The sequence below is a fragment of the Achromobacter pulmonis genome, from assembly GCF_021733725.1.
Taxonomy (GTDB): domain Bacteria; phylum Pseudomonadota; class Gammaproteobacteria; order Burkholderiales; family Burkholderiaceae_B; genus Achromobacter; species Achromobacter pulmonis.
This window is the reverse complement of record NZ_JAIFOT010000001.1, coordinates 2,086,080-2,104,782: the sequence shown is the minus strand read 5'-3', so window position 1 is coordinate 2,104,782 and position 18,703 is coordinate 2,086,080. Positions and strand designations below refer to the sequence as shown.

17 protein-coding genes and 1 riboswitch are annotated in these 18,703 nt (G+C 67.8%); of the genes, 6 read left to right on the top strand and 11 right to left on the bottom strand.

The window, feature by feature from the left end; all coding sequences use genetic code 11:
• Nucleotides 1–10 precede the first annotated feature (10 nt).
• Together K2W61_RS09720 and K2W61_RS09715 are read right to left on the bottom strand one after the other, a co-directional pair.
• Nucleotides 11–1,114, bottom strand: coding sequence for a tRNA nucleotidyltransferase/poly(A) polymerase-related protein (locus K2W61_RS09720; protein WP_272909286.1), 1,104 nt, complete (start codon nucleotides 1,112–1,114; stop codon nucleotides 11–13).
• Complete coding sequence (locus tag K2W61_RS09715; protein WP_419761641.1) at nucleotides 1,111–3,153, bottom strand: lytic transglycosylase domain-containing protein; 2,043 nt, start codon at nucleotides 3,151–3,153, stop codon at nucleotides 1,111–1,113. The genes K2W61_RS09720 and K2W61_RS09715 overlap by 4 nt, the downstream gene beginning before the upstream one ends.
• Nucleotides 3,154–3,459: 306 nt before the next feature.
• Here K2W61_RS09715 and K2W61_RS09710 point away from each other — a divergent pair, with 306 nt between their 5' ends.
• The 6 genes from K2W61_RS09710 to K2W61_RS09685 all read left to right on the top strand — a co-directional run bounded on the left by K2W61_RS09710 (nucleotide 3,460) and on the right by K2W61_RS09685 (nucleotide 9,779).
• Nucleotides 3,460–4,134, top strand: coding sequence for a 5-formyltetrahydrofolate cyclo-ligase (locus K2W61_RS09710; RefSeq protein ID WP_175133751.1), 675 nt, complete (start codon nucleotides 3,460–3,462; stop codon nucleotides 4,132–4,134).
• Between the two features lie 335 nt (nucleotides 4,135–4,469).
• Entirely contained in the window at nucleotides 4,470–5,900 is a 1,431-nt protein-coding gene (locus tag K2W61_RS09705; RefSeq protein WP_175133750.1) for a circularly permuted type 2 ATP-grasp protein, read from the top strand.
• 2 nt (nucleotides 5,901–5,902) lie between these two features.
• Nucleotides 5,903–6,889 carry an alpha-E domain-containing protein gene (locus K2W61_RS09700; protein WP_175133749.1) on the top strand — a complete coding sequence of 329 codons (987 nt, stop codon included), beginning with the start codon at nucleotides 5,903–5,905 and terminating at the stop codon, nucleotides 6,887–6,889.
• 13 nt (nucleotides 6,890–6,902) lie between these two features.
• Nucleotides 6,903–7,706, top strand: a complete 804-nt coding sequence (locus K2W61_RS09695) for a transglutaminase family protein (RefSeq protein WP_175141007.1) — start codon at nucleotides 6,903–6,905, stop codon at nucleotides 7,704–7,706.
• Nucleotides 7,707–7,761: 55 nt separating this feature from the next.
• Nucleotides 7,762–8,625 carry a proteasome-type protease gene (locus K2W61_RS09690; RefSeq protein ID WP_175133747.1) on the top strand — a complete coding sequence of 288 codons (864 nt, stop codon included), beginning with the start codon at nucleotides 7,762–7,764 and terminating at the stop codon, nucleotides 8,623–8,625.
• A 155-nt stretch (nucleotides 8,626–8,780) separates the two neighbouring features.
• On the top strand, nucleotides 8,781–9,779 hold the full coding sequence (locus K2W61_RS09685) for a tripartite tricarboxylate transporter substrate-binding protein (protein ID WP_175133746.1): 999 nt from the start codon (nucleotides 8,781–8,783) through the stop codon (nucleotides 9,777–9,779).
• Nucleotides 9,780–9,952: 173 nt separating this feature from the next.
• Here the strand turns inward: K2W61_RS09685 and metF are convergent, their stop codons facing one another.
• The 9 genes from metF to K2W61_RS09640 form a co-directional block, all read right to left on the bottom strand.
• Nucleotides 9,953–10,795 (bottom strand): methylenetetrahydrofolate reductase [NAD(P)H], encoded by an 843-nt coding sequence (metF, locus tag K2W61_RS09680; protein ID WP_236755509.1) that lies wholly within the window; start codon nucleotides 10,793–10,795, stop codon nucleotides 9,953–9,955.
• Nucleotides 10,796–10,931: 136 nt separating this feature from the next.
• On the bottom strand, nucleotides 10,932–11,267 hold the full coding sequence (locus K2W61_RS09675; RefSeq protein WP_050446250.1) for a phage holin family protein: 336 nt from the start codon (nucleotides 11,265–11,267) through the stop codon (nucleotides 10,932–10,934).
• 116 nt (nucleotides 11,268–11,383) lie between these two features.
• Complete coding sequence (ahcY, locus tag K2W61_RS09670) at nucleotides 11,384–12,802, bottom strand: adenosylhomocysteinase (RefSeq protein WP_175133744.1); 1,419 nt, start codon at nucleotides 12,800–12,802, stop codon at nucleotides 11,384–11,386.
• Nucleotides 12,803–12,903: 101 nt separating this feature from the next.
• Nucleotides 12,904–13,039, bottom strand: a riboswitch (S-adenosyl-L-homocysteine riboswitch).
• 67 nt (nucleotides 13,040–13,106) lie between these two features.
• Nucleotides 13,107–14,147 (bottom strand): glycosyltransferase family 4 protein, encoded by a 1,041-nt coding sequence (locus K2W61_RS09665; protein WP_175133743.1) that lies wholly within the window; start codon nucleotides 14,145–14,147, stop codon nucleotides 13,107–13,109.
• Nucleotides 14,148–14,233: 86 nt separating this feature from the next.
• The gene (locus K2W61_RS09660) at nucleotides 14,234–14,470 is read right to left on the bottom strand and encodes a DUF1289 domain-containing protein (RefSeq protein ID WP_175141009.1); all 237 of its coding nucleotides are present in this window, start codon (nucleotides 14,468–14,470) and stop codon (nucleotides 14,234–14,236) included.
• 128 nt (nucleotides 14,471–14,598) lie between these two features.
• Entirely contained in the window at nucleotides 14,599–15,504 is a 906-nt protein-coding gene (locus K2W61_RS09655; RefSeq protein WP_175141010.1) for an alpha/beta fold hydrolase, read from the bottom strand.
• 15 nt (nucleotides 15,505–15,519) lie between these two features.
• Nucleotides 15,520–16,158: a 3-isopropylmalate dehydratase small subunit gene (leuD, locus tag K2W61_RS09650; protein WP_175133740.1), complete on the bottom strand. Its 639-nt coding sequence runs from the start codon at nucleotides 16,156–16,158 to the stop codon at nucleotides 15,520–15,522.
• Complete coding sequence (leuC, locus tag K2W61_RS09645; RefSeq protein WP_236755508.1) at nucleotides 16,155–17,576, bottom strand: 3-isopropylmalate dehydratase large subunit; 1,422 nt, start codon at nucleotides 17,574–17,576, stop codon at nucleotides 16,155–16,157. Before leuC ends, leuD begins: the two co-directional genes overlap by 4 nt.
• 57 nt (nucleotides 17,577–17,633) lie before the next feature.
• Nucleotides 17,634–18,617, bottom strand: coding sequence for a tripartite tricarboxylate transporter substrate binding protein (locus K2W61_RS09640; protein ID WP_236755507.1), 984 nt, complete (start codon nucleotides 18,615–18,617; stop codon nucleotides 17,634–17,636).
• Nucleotides 18,618–18,703 lie beyond the last annotated feature (86 nt).

Here is an 18,703-nt window from a genome sequence, read left to right as displayed (position 1 = left end):
ACACGCCGCTTCAGGCGTCGCGCAACCGCTGCAGGCGCGCTTGACGCACGCTCTGCTTGATCCGCGCGGGGTCACCGGCGCAGGCCCGGGCAATGGCGCCGGCATCCACCTCACGCACCGCCTGCGCGCGAGCGCGCCAGGCGCCGATGTCCACCGGCCGCAACACCGCCACGGTCTCCAGCAGATCGAAGAAGCGCTCGGGCTTGCGCAGCGCGTCGACGCGCTCCAGCAGCGCGAGCTGGGTTTCGGCGGCATCGGCGCTGGCCGCCTGTGCCGCCTCCAGGCCCGACAGCACCTCGGGCAGCAGGCGCGCATAGTCATTGCACTCGGTGGGTACGCGCAAACGCCGGCCCAGGGCGTCGCGCCCGGGCGACAGGCGGCACAACAACGCATAACGCCCCGGCAGGGACAGCTTGCGCGCGGCCGCGCGATCGACGTCGCCGCCGGTTTCCCCGGATTCCTGCAACTCGGGCATGACGCGATCCAATGCGCCCGACTGCCGCAACACATCCAGCATGCGCGAGGGCGCGGCGGCCATCAGGCCACGCGAGACCTCTTTCCAGACGCGCTCGGGCACCAGGGCATCGGCCTCGCCGGCCTCGACCATGCGGCGGCACAGCGCCAGGGTCTCGGGCGCCACGCCGAAATCGGGGAAACGCGCCGCGAAGCGGGCCAGGCGCAGGATGCGCACGGGATCTTCCTCGAACGCCTCCCCTACATGGCGGAACACGCGTGCCTTGACGTCGCCGGCGCCGCCGAGCGGGTCCACCAGCTCGCCGTCCCGCGTCTGCGCGATGGCATTGACGGTCAGGTCGCGGCGGCGCAGGTCTTCTTCCAGCGTGACGTCGGCGCCGGTGTAGAAGGTGAAGCCCTTGTAGCCGCGGCCCGACTTGCGCTCGGTGCGCGCCAGCGCGTATTCCTCTTTGGTCACCGGATGCAGGAACACCGGGAAATCGCCGCCCACGGGAATGAAGCCGCGCCGCGCCATGTCTTCCGGCGTGGCGCCGACCACCACCCAGTCGTGGTCGCCGGGCGTCAGGCCGAGCAGCGCGTCGCGCACCGCGCCGCCCACGATATAGACCCGCAGGCCCTGCGTCGCCACATCTCCCGTCATGGCACGCTTGAGCTTTCCGCCCCCAGCGGCACCACGTTGCCCAGGCGTTCCTTGAGCGACTGCGGTTGGCCGCTGAACATCGCGGCGTAGTACACCGCATTGGACATCACGTTCTTGACGTAGGTACGGGTTTCGTTGAACGGGATGGTCTCGGCGAAGATCGCGCCCTCGACCGGATGAGTGAAGGTCGAGCGCCAGTTGTGCGGGCGGCGCGGGCCGGCGTTGTAGCCGGCGCTGGCCAGCATCTGCGAACCGTCCAGGTCGCGCAGCACCATGTTCAGGTAGTTGGTGCCCAGCTCGGTGTTGGTGTCGAAGTCGTTGACGCTGTCGGGCGTGAAGTCGCTCATGCCGATCTTGCCGGCGACCCACTTGGCGGTGGCCGGCATCAGCTGCATCAGGCCAGAGGCGCCGACGTGCGAGCGCGCGTCCATGATGAAGCGCGATTCCTGGCGGATCAGGCCGTAGACCCAGGCCGGATCCAGCGCGATGGCGTTGGCCTTGGCGGTGACGCGACCTTCGAACGGCGCGATGAAGCGCTGGCTGAAGTCGAATTCCTTTTCGGTGCGGTCCGACGTGTTGACCACGCGGTCGTAGATGTTCTCGGCGCGGGCCAGTTCGGCGGCGGCGAGCAGTTGGCGGTCCGTCATCCCGCGCAAGGTGAAGTTCCACTCCGGCACGGCTTCCTGGCGCCAGCCGAGGCGGAACAACTGCACCGCGCGGCGCAGCCCCGGATTGGCGCGGGCCTCGGCGATCTCCTGGTCGGTGACCGGCGCGGGGCGCGGCGGCACGGTGATACGGCGGCCCAGCTCCTCGGCGGACAACTGGCCGTAGAAATCAAAGCGGTCGGCAATGGAGGCGTAGGCCGCGTTGGCCTGGTCGCGGTGGCCGGTGGCGGCCAGGCCGCGCGCCTTCCAGTAGACCCAGGACGGGTCGGCCTGCTGCGCCGCCGGCATCTGCTCGATGGAAGCGATGACCCACTTCCAGTCGATTTTGGGCTGACGCAGCGCGGCGCGCACTTTCCAGCCGGCGTTGTACTCGGTCATGCGGATGTGGCCGGCCTCGTGGTACCAGTCGTCGGCACGGCTGTCCAGGTTGAGCGCGGCCACCAGCGCGTACTGGCCGCGGATCCAGGCCAGGTTCGACTTGGCCATGGACTTGGCCCATTCGCGCCGCAGGTAGGAATCGGCCACGTTGATGTCGGAGCGCGCCAGGCGCGCCAGCGCGATGGTGACCAGTTCCTTTTCGTTGCGGCCCACCGGCAGGCGATCCTGTCGCGTGAGCCAGCGCATCGGGTCCTTGATGAGAATGTCGTAGGCCTTCTGATCGCGCGGCTCGAACATGTACTGCACGAACTTGCGCGCGTCGGCGGTTTTGTTGGCCTCGATGGCATCGCGCAATTGCGGTTCGAGTTGCTCCCAGCCCAGGACGTTATCGGCCACCAGTTGGTCATATAGCGTCCAGCAGGCTCCGCCCGGGGAGAACACGGCCATGGCCTGCGCGGCGGTAGCGCGCTGGCCGGTCATGTGCTTGGCATTGAGGATCGCGCACTCGACCTGGGCATTGCTGTTCTTGACGGGAGCCAGCTTGCGCACGGTGTCGAAGTCGCCGCTGCGCGCGGCCGCCAATAACCAATCGGCGCGCAGCCGGTCGGCCAGGTAGGCATCGCCATTGCCATTGATGAATTTCTGCAGTGCCGCGGTGGGCCGGCCGCCGGCGGGCGGGCTCCACAGCTGGTAGCGCAGCAGCCAGTATTCCGGGTACATGCCCAGGGGATCGGACTTGGCCTGGGGCACCAGGGCGCCCAGTATCGACCACTGCTTGCGGCTCATGGCCTCGCGCGCGGCCACTACGGCGGCCAGGGCCGGCGTCTCGGCAGTCGGCGGCAAGCCCGCCAGCACGGCCGGCGGCACGGCGATGGCCGGCTGCGCGGCTGGCGCAGCGGATTGCGGCGCGGCGCTCACAGACGCGGTACGCTGCTGGGCGTCGACCGGGGCGCAGGCGGCCGTGAACAACGCCAGCAACGGCAGCCAGCGGCGCAGGCCGATACGGACTTCGGCGCCGTGCGGGGATTTCCCGCTGGTTTTCTGATACCGTCCGGAGTGCGGGGCCCGACCCCTTCCCGAGTGCGCGTGCGCCGGCTTCATACGCCCCCCGTGGCGACGGCTTGCGGGTCCGCGCAGTGATGGGCGCGGCAACAGGCACGGGCGCTCACGCGGCGATCGGCGCGGGTTTGCTCACGGGTTTGCTCACCGACGTGATGAGCGGCGCGCAGGTTCGCGCCGTGATACGTGTTATCGCTGACCCGCATTGTCGCCTTCATTTTTCACCCCTGTTACAGCTACCGCATGACTACGCAAAATACTCCAGAGGATACCGCAAGCCAGCTACGCACGCGATTGCGGAAACTGCGAGCCGAACTGCCAGAAGACCAACGCAGCCGCGGTGGTCTGCTGATGCGCGCGCGTCTGTTCACCTGGCTCAACGTGGCCCGCGACGAAGCCGGGCGCGGCGGCGGCCGCATCCCTTCCGTTGTGGCGGCATTCTGGCCGATGGCCGATGAACCGGATCTGCGGCCGCTCTTGCAACAATGGGTCGAAAACGGTGTCACGGTGGCGCTGCCGGTGGTGCGCGAACGCAACGCGCCGCTGGTTTTCCTGCCCTGGACGCCGGACGCGGCGTTGCGCGCCGGCCCCTACGGCATCCAGGAGCCGGCACAGGGCGCCGAAGTGCAGCCCGACGTGGTGCTGGTGCCCACCCTGGGTTACACCGAATCCGCCGACCGTCTCGGCTACGGCGGCGGTTACTATGACCGCACCCTGGCGGCGTTGCGCGACCGCGGCCACGCCTTCACCAGCATCGGCGTGGCCTGGAGCAACGGCGAACTGGACCCTGGCTATGAACCGGCCGGCCACGACTTCCGCCTGGACGCCGTCATCACACCGGACGGCTGGGTTCCCCATGCCCCGCATGCGCAATCCGGCACCGGCGATGCCACGGTGCACCGCTATACGCTACGCTGACGCACCAGTTTTGCCCGCCGGATTGCACCATAATGGTGCAATCCTCTTGATCCGCCCCTGATACCGAAGGCGGCCGCCACGCAGCCGCCCGATCCGGACCCGTTCCGCCACGCCATCCCCCCAGCGGGACAGCCGTCCCGCCTGCCTCACCACGCCCGCGTTCATTCGCAGGCTAGCCATCGGCCGCCGACCAGAGGATATTTAGCTCCTAGGCGGCCTCCCGTCCACGCCAATCCAAGTTGGCACACGGGTTGCTTATTCATTCAGACCGGCCTCGCATTGGCCGGACAACGGCCGCGCCCAAGCCGGCCGTCAGCATCTGCAACGGAGGAGCCATGAAGGACAGACCATCCCGTCCCGCCGCCTATGACGAAATGCGCGACAGCGCCGGCGGCATACGCTCCCACTACCAGGCCTTCGAGCGCTGGCACCAGGAGCAATCGGCGGAAGCCATGGCGGCGCGCCGCCTGGAGGCCGACCTGAGTTTCCGGCGGGTCGGCATCACCTTTTCGGTGGCCGGCGATGCCGCCGGCACCGAGCGCCTGATCCCGTTCGACCTGATTCCGCGCATCATCCCCGCCGACGAATGGCGCCGCCTGGAAGCCGGCCTGAAGCAGCGCGTGCGGGCGCTGAACATGTTCATCCACGACATCTACCACGGCCACGACATCGTGCGCGCCGGCGTCGTCCCGGCCGAACAGGTGTTCCTGAACGCCCAGTACCGCCCCGAAATGCAGGACGTGGACGTGGCCGAGGACATCTACTGCCACATCGCCGGGGTCGACATCGTGCGCGCCGGCGCCGGCGAGTTCTACGTGCTGGAAGACAACCTGCGGGTGCCGTCCGGTGTGTCGTACATGCTGGAGAACCGCAAGATGTCGATGCGGCTGATGCCCGATGCATTCGGCCGCGTCAAGGTCGAACCGGTGGCGCACTATCCCGACCTGCTGCTGGACAATCTGCGGGAAGTGGCGCCGCACGGCGGCGACGATCCCACCGTGGTGGTGCTGACGCCCGGCATGTACAACTCGGCCTACTTCGAGCACGCTTTCCTGGCGCAGCAGATGGGCGTGGAGCTGGTGGAAGGCCAGGATCTGTTCGTCGAGCAGAACACGGTCTACATGCGCACCACGCAAGGGCCGCGCAAGGTCGACGTGATCTACCGCCGGCTGGATGACGACTTCCTCGACCCGCTGTCGTTCCGCGCCGATTCGGCGTTGGGCGTGCCCGGCCTGCTGTCGGTGTACCGCGCCGGCCGGGTCACCCTGGCCAACGCCATCGGCACCGGCATCGCCGACGACAAATCCACCTATCTGTACGTGCCGGACATGATCCGCTTCTACCTGAGCGAAGAGCCGATCCTGTCGAACGTGCCGACCTGGCGCTGCAGCCGCCCGGACGAACTGTCGCACGTGCTGGCCAATATGCACGATCTGGTCGTCAAGGAAGTGCATGGCGCCGGCGGCTACGGCATGCTGGTGGGCCCGGCGGCGTCAAAGGCGCAGGTCGAGGCGTTCAAGGAACGCGTGCGCGCCGCCCCCGCCAACTACATTGCCCAACCGACGCTGGCGTTGTCCACCGTGCCGACCTATGTCGAATCGGGCGTGGCGCCGCGCCACGTCGATCTGCGCCCCTACGTGCTGTGCGGCAAGGACATCCGCACGGTGCCGGGCGGCCTGTGCCGCGTGGCGCTGACCGAAGGCTCGCTGGTGGTCAACAGCAGCCAGGGCGGCGGCACCAAGGACACCTGGGTTCTGGAGGAATAACGATGCTGAGCCGAACCGCCGACAACCTGTTCTGGATGTGCCGCTACACCGAGCGCGCCGAGAACACCGCGCGCATGCTGGACGTGAACCTGCAGATGTCGCTGCTGCCGCAGGACGCGCAAACGCGCGAAGGTTCATGGAACGCCGTGCTGCGCATCTCCGAATTGCAGCGGCTGTACCACGCCAAGCATGCCGCGGTATCGCCGCAGGACGTGCTGCAGTACATGGTGCGCGACGCCGAGAACCCCTCGTCCATCTACAGCTGCATGCGCGCCGCCCGCGAGAATGCGCGCGCCGTGCGTGGCAGCCTCACTACCGAAGTCTGGGAGACCTACAACACCACCTGGCTGGAACTGCTCAAGCACCTGCATACCGGGCTGCTGGAGCGCAACCCCGGCGAGTTCTTCGAGTGGGTCAAGTTCCGCTCGCACCTGGCGCGTGGCGTCACCATCGGCACCATGCTGGAAGACGAGGCGCTGTACTTCCTGCGCATCGGCATGCACCTGGAACGGGCCGACAACACCGCGCGCATGCTGGATGTGAAATTCCACGAACGCGACGCCGACGGCACGCCGCAACAACAGCAGGACGGCCGCGGCGAAGGCAGTGCGCCGGGCGCGCTGCAAAGCGAGTTCTATCGCTGGTCGGCACTGCTCAGTTCGGTGTCGGGGCTGGAAATCTATCGCAAGGTCTACCGCGACGTCATCACGCCAGACCGCGTGGCCGAACTGCTGATCCTGCATCCGGACATGCCGCGCTCGTTGCTGGCCGCCATGCGCGCAGTGGCCGACGATCTGGCACGGGTCTCGAACCAGCGTTCGACCGAGACGCAGCGGCGCGCCGGCATGCTGTGCGCCGAGCTGCAGTTCGGCCGCGTCGAGGACATCCTGGGCAGCGGCCTGCACCAGTACCTGGAGCATTTCCTGGACCGCATCAACGATCTGGGCAACCGCATCAGCCAGGACTTCCTGGTACCGCTGTCGGCATGACAAGGAGACAGGCATGAAGCAGATCATCACGCACGTCACGCACTACCGCTATACCGCGCCCGTCACCTACAGCATCCAGACCCTGCGGCTGACGCCGCGGGACGATGAACACCAGCGCGTGCTGCGCTGGCACATCGAGGCGCCCGGCGTGCTCGAGAAGCAGGTGGATGCCTATGGCAACATCACCCACACGCTGACCCTGAACCGGCCTCACACCGAGATCGAGCTGCGCGTCGTCGGCCAGGTGCTGGTCGGCGCGCTGGAGCAGGGCGCGCTGGGTGGCGAAGACAGCCGCCTGCCGGTGCATGCCTATTGCGTGCAGACGCCGCTGACGCAGGCCGACGACACCATCCTCGCCTTCGCCCGCAATGTGCTGCCCGACGGCCTGAACACGCCGGCCGATGTGCTGACCCTGGCATCCGCCATCTACGACCGGGTCGCGTACGAACCCGGCACCACCGACGTCACCACCGCCGCCGGCCAGGTGCTGGCCCTGGGCCATGGCGTCTGCCAGGACCACGCCCATCTGTTCCTGGCCTGCGTGCGCGGCCTGGGTGTGCCGGCGCGCTACGTCAGCGGCTACCTGTACACCACCTCCCAGCATGCCGCCAGCCACGCCTGGGCCGACGTCTGGCTGGCCGGCTCCGGCTGGACCAGCGTGGATGTCACCAACCGGCAGTTCGCGTCCGATTGCCACTGCCGCCTGGCGGTGGGCCGCGACTATGACTCGGCCGCGCCGGTGCGCGGGGTGCGCAGCGGGGGCGGCGAGGAATCGATGGAGGTCAATGTGCAGGTGCAGACCGCCTCGCAGCAATAACCCTATCCGGCCGCGCCGCAATACAATGCGGCGTGGCTTTTCCCATTTTTCGATCATGACCTACTGCGTAGCCGCCCGCCTCGATGCCGGCTTGGTGTTCCTGTCCGATTCCCGCACCAACGCCGGGGTCGACCAGATCAGCGTATTCCGCAAGATGACCGTCTTCGAGCGGCCGGGCGAACGCATGATGGTGCTGATGACCTCGGGCAACCTGGCGGTCAGCCAGGCCGTGCTGAATGCGCTGGCGCGCCAGCACGACGACAGCGGCGAAACCATCTGGAACGCGCCCGACATGTTCGAAGCGACCCGCCGCGTTGGCGCGGCGGTGCGCGCGGTCTACCACCGCGAGGCCGCGGCCCTGCACGAGCAGGGCGTGGATTTCAATGTCAGCCTGATCTTCGGCGGCCAGATCGGCACCGAGCACTGCCGCCTGTTCCAGGTGTATTCGGCCGGCAACTTCATCGAGGCGGGGTCCGAATGCCCGTACTTCCAGATCGGCGAGGCCAAGTACGGCAAGCCCATCCTGGACCGCGTGCTGCGTCCCGACACATCGCTGGACGAGGCCGCCAAGTGCGCGCTGATCTCGATGGATTCGACGCTGCGCTCGAACATCTCGGTGGGCCTGCCGCTGGACCTGCTGGTCTACGACGCCGACGCCCTGCGCGTCACGCATTTCGCCAGCATCGACGAGCACAACGAGTACTTCCGCATGATCCGCAACACCTGGGGCGAACGCCTGCGCCAGGTATTCGCCGAAATCCCCGACCCGCTCTGGACCCGCCCGGAAGACCCCGGCTCGCTGGTCCCCGCCAGCCGCGAACACCAACCGCTGCGCGCCGAGCCGGTGGATGTGGCGCCCCCAACCTACCCGACGCCGCAGGTGCTGGCGGAGGACCCGGGCAAGGATCAGCCGAACTAGGGCTAAGACTGGTCCCACCGTACAAACCCGGCTTTCCGCTACGCTAAACCCGGCTTGTAAAACCACAAATTCTCATCTTGCGGCTGGCGCGCCACACTGGCGCCAGCCCGTCATGCTTCGCCTTGCGGGCCGCCATAAAACCATGAGGACGAGACATGACCCCAAATTCCCCGCGCGCCCTGTGGCGCCTGGCCGGGCCGCTGCTGGCCCTGGGCTGCCTGGCCGGCGGCCCCGCCATGGCCCAGAGCGGCTATCCCAACCATGCCATTTCATTGGTCGTACCCTTCGCGGCGGGCGGTCCCACCGACGTGGTGGCGCGCAGCCTGGGCGCCGCCATGTCGCAGACCCTGGGCCAGAGCATCGTCGTCGAGAACCGCCCGGGCGCGGGCGGCACGCTGGCGGCCACGCATGTGGCCCGCGCGGCGCCGGACGGCTACACCTTCCTGATCCATCACAACGGCATGGCCACGGCGCCGGCGCTGTACCGCAAGCTGCCGTTCAATCCACTCACCGATTTCGCCTATGTCGGCCAGGTGGCCGACGTGCCCATGACACTGCTGGGCCGCAAGGATCTGCCGCCGGCCGACATGGCCGAGTTCATCCAGTATGCGCGTGCCAACGGCAGCAAGATCAATCTGGCCAACGCCGGCCTGGGCGCGGTGTCGCAGCTGTGCGGCATGCTGCTGCAGGAGGCGCTGGGCACGCAGTTCACCGCCATTCCGTATGCGGGAACGGCGCCCGCGCTGACGGCGCTGCTGGGCGGCCAGGTGGACGTGCTGTGCGATCAGACCACGCAGACGCTTCCGCACATCAGGGCGCAACGCGTGAAACTCTACGGCGTCACCACGCTCGACCGCATCAAGACGCTGCCGGACTCGCCGACGATGCAGGAAAGCGGACTGAAGGGCTTCGAGGTCAAGGTCTGGCACGGCGTGTATGCGCCCAAGGGCACGCCCCCGCAAGCAATAGCCAAGTTCAACGAGGCCTTGCGCACCGCGCTGAAGGACCCGGCCTTCACGCAGAAGATGGCCGAGTTGGGCGCCGAGATCGTGCCCGAGGCCAAGCAGACGCCGGCCAGCCTGCAAAGCTGGCTGCAGTCGGAAGTGGACAAGTGGGGGCCGATCATCCGCAAGGCGGGCGTGTACGCCGACTGACGCGCCTGGCTCGCGCCAGCGACTGGCAACGGTCAGCGCCACCTTGCCGACCGGCCGCGGCGGCAGGGTGCGCCCGGCGGCCGGTATCGTGACGCGGCCGCAATGAGGTCGAAAAAAAAAGGCCGGCGAGGGTTGCCGGCCTTTCCGTTGCCGCGCAAGACGCGGCGCGGGTATCACCTGCTCAGTTCCTTCCACACCGCCATTGGCGCCTCGGCGTGGTTGAGGGTGTAGAAATGCAGGCCCGGCGCGCCGTTGTCCAGCAGGTTCTGGCACAGCTCGGTGACCACGTCCACGCCGAACGCGCGGATCGAGGCTTTGTCGTCGCCGAACTCGGACAGGCGCAGGCGGATCCAGCGCGGCACTTCGGCACCGCACATCTCCGAAAAGCGCAGCAGCTGGGTATGGTTGGTGATGGGCATGATGCCCGGCACGATCGGCACCCGCACGCCCTTGGCCTGGGCCCGGTCGACGAAATCGAAGTAGGCGTCGGCATTGAAGAAGTACTGGGTAATGGCCGCATCGGCGCCGGCATTGACCTTGGCCACGAAATGGTCCATGTCGGCCGACACGCTGGCCGCCTGGGGATGCATTTCGGGATAGGCCGCCACTTCGATGTGGAACCAGTCGCCCGTTTCCTGGCGGATGAAAGAGACCAGTTCGTTGGCGTAGCGCAGTTCGCCAGCGTCGCCGCCCATGCCCGAGGGCAGGTCGCCGCGCAAGGCGACCACCCGCCGCACGCCTTCGTTCTTGTAGGCCAGGAGGATCTCGCGCAGGTCCTGACGCGAGGCGCCCACGCACGACAGGTGCGGCGCCGCGTCGCAGCCCAGGTTGCGCAGCGTGCGCACGGCATCGGCCGTGCCGGCGCGGGTGGAGCCGCCCGCGCCGAAGGTCACGCTGACGTATTTGGGCTGGATCGCCAGCATCTGCTTGGCCGCGCGCACCAGCCGCTCCTGGCCGGCCAGGTCGCGCGGCGGGAAGAATTCCAGGCTGAATGCGGGAGAAATCGAGTCGGACATATCGGATCAGTTATCCATGGCGCTATGCGCATCGCATGAACCAGGTCCCGCCCCATCGGGGTGCCGCGGAGCCGGCTTTGCCGGTCCGCTGGCACGCCCCCTTGAGGGGGAGCGCGTAGCGCTCGGGGGTGGGAATTCAGGGGATCAGTTTGGTAAGCAGGCCCGAAATGATGCTGTACAGGATCGCACCGCCGACGGCCCACCAGAACCCGTTGACCTGGAAGCCCTTCAGCACGGAGCCGACGAACCAGAACAACAAGGCGTTGATGACGATCAGGAAGAGGCCAAGCGTGACGATGGTGATGGGCAGCGTCAGCAGCACCAGCACCGGCTTGACCAGCATGTTGACCAGGCCCAGCACCAGCGCGGCGATGAGCGCCGATCCGAAGCTGGCCACGACGATGCCGGGCAACAGATAGGCAACGGCCAGCAGGGCCACCGCGTTCAGTATCCAGACGAGTATCAATGCCATGTTCGACCTCCTGTTGTACGCTCCGCGGTCCCGTCATCGCCAGGCGACCCGGGATCCCCGCGGACCGGAAAGCCCGCGCCGACATGGCGCGGTACTTCCCTATTTTGCTACAAGCATCAGTAGCGGTAGTGATTCGGCTTGTAAGGACCTTCGACCGGCACGCTGATGTAGTCGGCCTGATCCTTGCGCAGCGTGGTCAGTTTCACGCCGAGCTTCTTCAGATGCAGGCGCGCGACCTTCTCGTCCAGGTGCTTGGGCAGCACGTAGACTTCACCCGACTTGTAGGCGTCGTTGCGCGTGAACAGCTCGATCTGGGCGATGGTCTGGTTGGCGAACGACGACGACATCACGAACGAGGGGTGGCCGGTGGCGCAACCCAGGTTCACCAGGCGGCCCTGGGCCAGCAGGATGATGCGCTTGCCGTCCGGGAAGATGACGTGGTCGACCTGCGGCTTGATCTCTTCCCACTTGCAGTCGGCCAGGCTGGCGACGTCGATTTCGTTGTCGAAGTGGCCGATATTGCACACGATCGCCTGGTCTTTCATGGCGTTCATGTGTTCGCGGGTGATGACGTGGTAGTTGCCGGTGGCGGTGACGAAGATGTCGCCGTGGGCGGCGGCCTCTTCCATGGTCACGACCTTGAAGCCTTCCATGGCGGCCTGCAGAGCGCAGATCGGGTCGATTTCGGTGACCCACACCTGGGCGCGCAGGGCGACCAGCGCCTGGGCGCAACCCTTGCCCACGTCGCCGTAGCCGGCGACCACGGCGATCTTGCCGGCGACCATCACGTCGGTGGCGCGCTTGATGCCGTCGACCAGCGATTCACGGCAGCCGTACAGGTTGTCGAACTTGGACTTGGTGACCGAGTCGTTGACGTTGATGGCGGCAAAGGCCAGTTCGCCCTTCTGCGACATCTGGTACAGGCGGTGCACGCCGGTGGTGGTTTCCTCGGTCACGCCCTTGATCAGGGCCAGGCGGGTCGAGTACCACTTGGGGTCGCGCTCGAGCGTTTTCTTGATGGCGGCGAACAGCACGCGCTCTTCCTCGCTGCCGGGGTTGGCCAGCACTGAGATGTCTTTCTCGGCCTTGGTGCCCAGGTGCAGCATCAACGTGGCGTCGCCGCCGTCGTCGAGAATCATGTTGGCGTTCTGGCCATTGGGCCATTCGAAGATCTTGTGGGTGTACTGCCAGTACTCTTCCAGCGTTTCGCCCTTGACGGCGAAGACCGGCGTGCCCGACGCGGCGATGGCGGCGGCGGCGTGGTCTTGCGTGGAGAAGATGTTGCACGAGGCCCAGCGCACTTCGGCGCCCAGGGCCACCAGCGTTTCGATCAGCACGCCGGTCTGGATGGTCATGTGCAGGCTGCCGGCGATGCGGGCGCCCTTGAGCGGCTGCTTGGCGGCGAACTCTTCGCGGATGGCCATCAGGCCGGGCATTTCGGTTTCGGCGATGGCCAGCTCGCGGCGGCCCCAGCCTGCCAGGGACAGGTCGGCGACGATGTAGTCGGAGAAGGATTTATCGGTTACAGCGTTCATGGTGTGTAGGCTCCACGTGAATAACGAACGGCGCACGATACGGCCGGACAACGCGAACCCACCCACGACAATCGAGTGCTCGCCTTTTCCGCCATACGCGACAAAGGTGAGCGCCGTTGCTGTAACGCCGTGCATGGCACGGCGCTTGAACAGGGATTCCTGAGCCTGGCGAACCGGATTCCGCGAGTCATGGTGCATGACGGGAACCGCAAGGTCGTCGCAACGCTCCTCAGGATTGACCGGCATTGTACCGGTTTGGCCGGGACAGAGGAAAGCCCGGCGTGCAATGTCGGATCAGCCGCCGTCAACCCGCCTGGGCCAGGGAGCGCGCCGGTTCCGCGCCGCAGGTCAGCGGCACCAGCGAGGCCAGCAGATCCGAGGCCACCGCGTCCCAGCTACGCGTCAGGGCGTGCTCGCGCACGGCATGCCGGTCCAGCGGCAGCGCAGCGCGGCAGGCGTGGGCCAGGTCATCATCGAGGCAACCGGTGACGCCTTGGGTCACCACCGCCAGCGGCGCCTCGCTGCGGAACGCCGCCACCGGGGTGCCGCAGGCCATGGCCTCCAGCATCACCAGGCCGAAGGTGTCGGTCAGGCTGGGGAACACGAAAACATCCGCCGCGCCGTACAACGCCGGCAAGGCGTCATCGTTCTGCATGCCCAGGAACACGGCCTCCGGAAAGCGCTTCTTCAGCCGCGTCTCGTCGGGCCCGGCTCCCACCACCACCTTGCTGCCCGGCAGGTCCAGCGCCAGGAAGGCGTCCAGGTTCTTCTCGCGCGCCACCCGGCCGACCGACAGGAAGACGGGGCGCGGCAGGTCCTGAAACGCCTGGCCGGGGGTGGGCTGGAACTTGCGGGGATCGACGCCGCGCGACCAGATGCGCAGATTGGCGAAGCCGCGCCGCACCAGGATGTCGCGCACGGTCGGCGTGGGCACCAGCACGCACTGTGACGGCCGGTGGAACCAGCGCAGGAAGCGCCATGGCAGCGCGGCGGGAATGCCCATGCGCGCCTGCAGGTAGTCGGGAAACATCGTATGGAACGACGTGGTGAAGCGCCAGCCGCGCGCCAGCGCCATGCGCCGCGCCGCCAGGCCCAGCGGACCTTCGGTGGCGATGTGCAAGGCGTCGGGCACGATATCGCCGAGGGTGCGGCGCAAGTGCCTGCCGGGCTGCAGGCATAGCCGCAGGTCCGGCTCGGACGGCGCCGGCACGGTCCGGCTGCCCTGGGGATTGACCACGATCAGCTCGTGGCCCCAATCGGTGAGGATCTGCTGCATGGTCGTCCAGGTGCGGACGACGCCGTTGACTTGCGGATGCCAGGCATCCGTAACCAGGACGATGCGCATGATGGAGCCGGAAGTGGGCAATAGCGCGATTTAGCCCGCGCCATGTGACACCCTCAAGACCACAGCGCGCGTGGCCGGCCCGGCAGCTAGTTATTGCGGCGCGGATACCCCTGCGCCTTGATGCGGACCCAGACCTCGCGTTTTTCCTCTTCCGTCATGAAGACCCAATTGGCCACTTCCATGGCCGTACGGCCGCAGCCCCGGCAAATATCGTCGAACAGCGTGGAACATACGGCAACGCAGGGGGAATCCGAGGCCCGGAAGGCGCGCTGCGCGTCCTCGGGTTCGGGCAATTCGGTCAGATCGGCAAAGGAACGATTCATGGGCGAAGGTTACCACCAGCGGTGCGTCCCTTTTTGGATAGCCCTATCGCCCGGCGTGGCTTGATTGACAGCCGCCAAAGGCCGCGGCGGTCGCCCTCCGGCGCGCCGCCACGCCCGGCGCATGACGCTCAGCCAGCGTCCCGCTGTCCGGCCCATCCGAAGAAAACCGCCACCTCGCGCAGCAGCGCGTCCGGCGATTCCTCGGCCAGATAGTGGGCTCCCGGCAGCGGCCCGCCCGAGACCTCGTCGGCCACCGCCCGCCACAGCCCCAGGACATCGAAATTGCGCCCCACCGCGCCGCGCTCGCCCCACAGGACGCGCAGCGGCAGGCGCAGGCGCTCGCCGGCCGCGCGGCCCTGGCGGTCGTGTTCCAGATCCAGGGTGGCCGAGGCGCGGTAGTCCTCGCAGATGCCGGTGGCCCAGCCCGGCAGGCGCGCCGCACGCTCGTACTCGGCCATCGCCGCGTCGGAAAAATGCGCCAACCCGCCGGGGCGCCCCCCCATCACCGAACGCAGGTAGAACACCGGGTCGCGTTCGATCATCGTCTCCGGCATGGGCGCGGGCTGGATCAGCCAGAACCAGTGGTAATAGGCCTGGGCGAAGGCGCGGGTGGTGTTCTCGTACATATCCAGGGTCGGCGCGATATCCAGCAGCATCATGCGCCCGACGGCGTCAGCATGGTCCAGGGCCAGGCGATGCGCCACGCGGGCGCCGCGGTCGTGGGCCAGCACGTCGAAGCGCTCATGCCCCAGGACGCGCATCAGCGCCACCATGTCGGCCGCCATGGCGCGCTTGGAATGCGCGGCGTGGTCCGGCGTGGCCGCCGGCTTGTCGCTGTCGCCATAGCCGCGCAGGTCGGCCGCCACGCAGGTATGGTGGCGCGTCAGTCGCGGCCAGACGCGGTGCCAGATAGCATGGGTCTGCGGATGGCCGTGCAACAGCAGCAGGGGCGGCCCCGCGCCATCGACGCGGGCGGCGATGTGGATGCCATTGACCTCATGGCGGCGCACGGGAAGATCGAAGAATGCGGTCATTGCGGTCTGTGCCTCTCAGTTGCCAAGCCGGCTGCGCACCCGGCGCGCCACGTCTTTCATCCAGGGGTGCCGGGCCCAGTGGCCGGCCTCGAAGTGTTCCACATCCGGCAATTGCTGCAACGAGGCGCCCACCATGTCCTGGCCCTGCGCGAACATGCGGCGGTGGCGCGCCGGCAGGTCGAAGTGCGCGGTCCAGCCGTCCGCCGTCCGCAGCGCGCCTGCCAGCGCGTCGATCTCGACGGGATTGCCTGCCATATTGGACACCCGCGCCAGCAGGGCGTCGACCTCGGCCGGCGGCAGACTCACCAGCAGCAGGCCGTTGTTGAGCGCATTGAAGTAGAAGATCTCGCCGAAACTGGCGGCGACCACCGCGCGAATGCCGAACTGCATCAGGCCCCAGACCGCGTGTTCGCGGCTGGAGCCACAGCCGAAATTGGGCCCGGCCACCAGGACCGACGCGCCGGCGTAGGCGGGCTGGTTCAGCACGCAATCCGGGCGCGGCGCGCCGTTGGCGTCGAAGCGCAGGTCATAGAGCAGGCCGCGATCCAGGCCGGCCTTGTCGATGATGCGCAGGAACTGCTTGGGCATGATCTGGTCGGTGTCCAGATTGGAATACGGCAAGGGCGCGGCCACGCCGCGGATGATCTGGTTCATTGCGTCTGCTCCAGGTCGCGCACGTCGACGATGCGCCCGGCCAGTGCGGCGGCGGCGGCCATGGCGGGACTCATCAGATGGGTACGGCCGGCGCGCCCCTGGCGGCCTTCGAAGTTGCGGTTGGTGGTGGAGGCGCAGCGTTCGCCCGGACGCAGCACGTCGTCGTTCATGGCCAGGCACATGGAACAGCCGGGCTGGCGCCATTCGAAGCCGGCCTCGATCAGCGTGGCGGCAATACCCTCGGCCTCGGCCTGCGCACGCACGGCGCCGGAACCCGGCACCACCATCGCGCGCACGCCGCCGGCCACCTTGCGCCCGCGTACCACGTCGGCCACCACGCGCAGGTCTTCCATGCGGCCGTTGGTGCAGGAACCGATGAAGACCCGATCGATGGCAACGCCGGCGATCGGCGCGCCCGCTTGCAGGCCGATGTATTCCACGGCCTTCTCCAGCGCCAGGCGCGCCAGGGCATCGGGCTCGCCGCGGGGGTCGGGCACGGCGCCAGTGACCGGCACGGCCTGGTCGGGGCTGGTGCCCCAAGTCACGAAGGGCGCGATCTGCGTGGCGTCGAAGACATGCTCGGCGTCGAACACCGCATCGGCGTCCGAATGCAGGGTCGCCCAATAGGTCCGCGCCTGTGCCAGTTCCGAGGCGTCCAGGTGCCGGGCGCGGGCGGCGACATACGCGTCGGTGGTGGCGTCCGGCGCGATCAGCGCGGCGCGGGCGCCGGCTTCCACCGTCATGTTGCACAGGGTCATACGGGCTTCGGCCGACAGGCCGTCGATGGCGCTGCCGCAGTATTCGACCGCATGGCCGCGTGCGCCTTGCGCGCCGATACGGTGCACCACGTAGATCACCAGATCCTTGGCCGACACGCCAGGGGGCAGATGGCCATCGACGCGGATGCGCATATTGCGCGCCACCCGGTACACCAGGGTCTGGGTCGCCAGGATGTGTTCGACTTCTGACGTGCCGATGCCGAAGCCCAGCGCCCCCAGCGCGCCGTAGGTGGTGGTGTGGCTGTCGCCGCACAGCACCACCATGCCCGGCAGGATCATGCCGTGCTCGGGCGCGATCACGTGTTCGATGCCTTGCAGCGGATCGGTGGTGTCGAACAGCGCAATGCCCTGTGCGTCGCAATGGCGCTTCAGATTGCGCGCCTGGCGCGACGACGCCTCGTCGGCAATCACGCGCAGCGCCGCCGGCACCGGATGGGTGGGGATGATGTGGTCCACCACCGCCATCTGCTGGCCAGGCCGCAGCGCCTGGCGGCCGCGCGCGGCCAGGCCGCTGAAGGCCTGCGGGCTGGTGTACTCGTTCATGATGTGCAGGTCGACGTACAGCAGGATGTGCTCATGGTCGACGCGGGCCACCTCGTGGCTCGCCACCAGTTTGTCGTATAGCGTCATGCCGGGCATGTCGGTGCTTCCTTGCGAAAAAACGCGTCCACGCGGGGCGCGGGGTATTCCCGGGCCTCAGTTGGCCTGGATGCCGGCGTCCTTGACGATGCCGGCCCAGCGCGCCATCTCGGCCTTGACCATGGCGTCGGTCGCGGCCGGCGTGGAGATGAGCGGGTCGAAGCCCTCGCGGCGCATGCGCTCGGACAATGCGGACGATTGCAGCGCCTGCGCCAGCTTGGCATTGAGGCGGTCCACCACGGCCTGCGGCGTGCCTGCCGGCGCGCTGACCACGAACCAGGTCGTGAAGGCGTAACCGGGCAGACCCGATTCGGCGATGGTCGGCACGTCCGGCAGCAGCGGCGAACGCGAGGTGCCCGTCACGCCCAGCGCCTTGAGCTTTTTGCCATCGACCTGCGGCTTGGCCGCCGACAACACCGGGAAGCTCATCTGCACCTGGCCGCTGATGGTATCGACCATGGCCGGACCGCCTCCTTTGTAGGGCACGTGCAGGATCTGCGTGCCCGAGACCGACTTGAACAGCTCGGCGGCCATATGGAAGGTGCTGCCGGTGCCGGCCGAGCCGAAACTCAGTTCGTTGGCAGGGCGGGCGCGGATATAGGCGAGCAGTTCCTTGACGTTGTTGACCGGCAGCGACGGCGACACCGTCAGCACGTGCTGCGAGGTGCCCACGGTGCCGACCGAGCGCAGGTCGCGCTCGGTGTCGAACGGCATGTTGCGAAACAGCGCCGGGTTGATCGCCAGCGACATGGTGTTGATGGCCAGCGTGTAGCCGTTGGGCTCGGCGCGGGTCACGGCGGCCATGCCGATGTTGCCGGAGGCGCCCGCGCGGTTCTCGACGATCACGCTCTGACCCAGCGCCTTGCCCCAGGCGTCGGAAATCAGGCGGGCGGCGATATCGACGCTGCCGCCGGGCGCGAACGGCACGATCAGGGTCACCGGGCGCTGCGGGAAAGCGTCGGCCGCCGTGGCCGGCGCCATCCAGCAGGACGCGGCGGCGGCCAGCGCGCACAGCGCGCGCAACGAATGGGGGGGCTTCATGGGTGGGGTCTCCTCAAGGGTGGCCGCGTCAGGCGGCTCTGCGTATCGGTCAACCCAGTGTATAAGCCCGTTCCATTCTTATAATG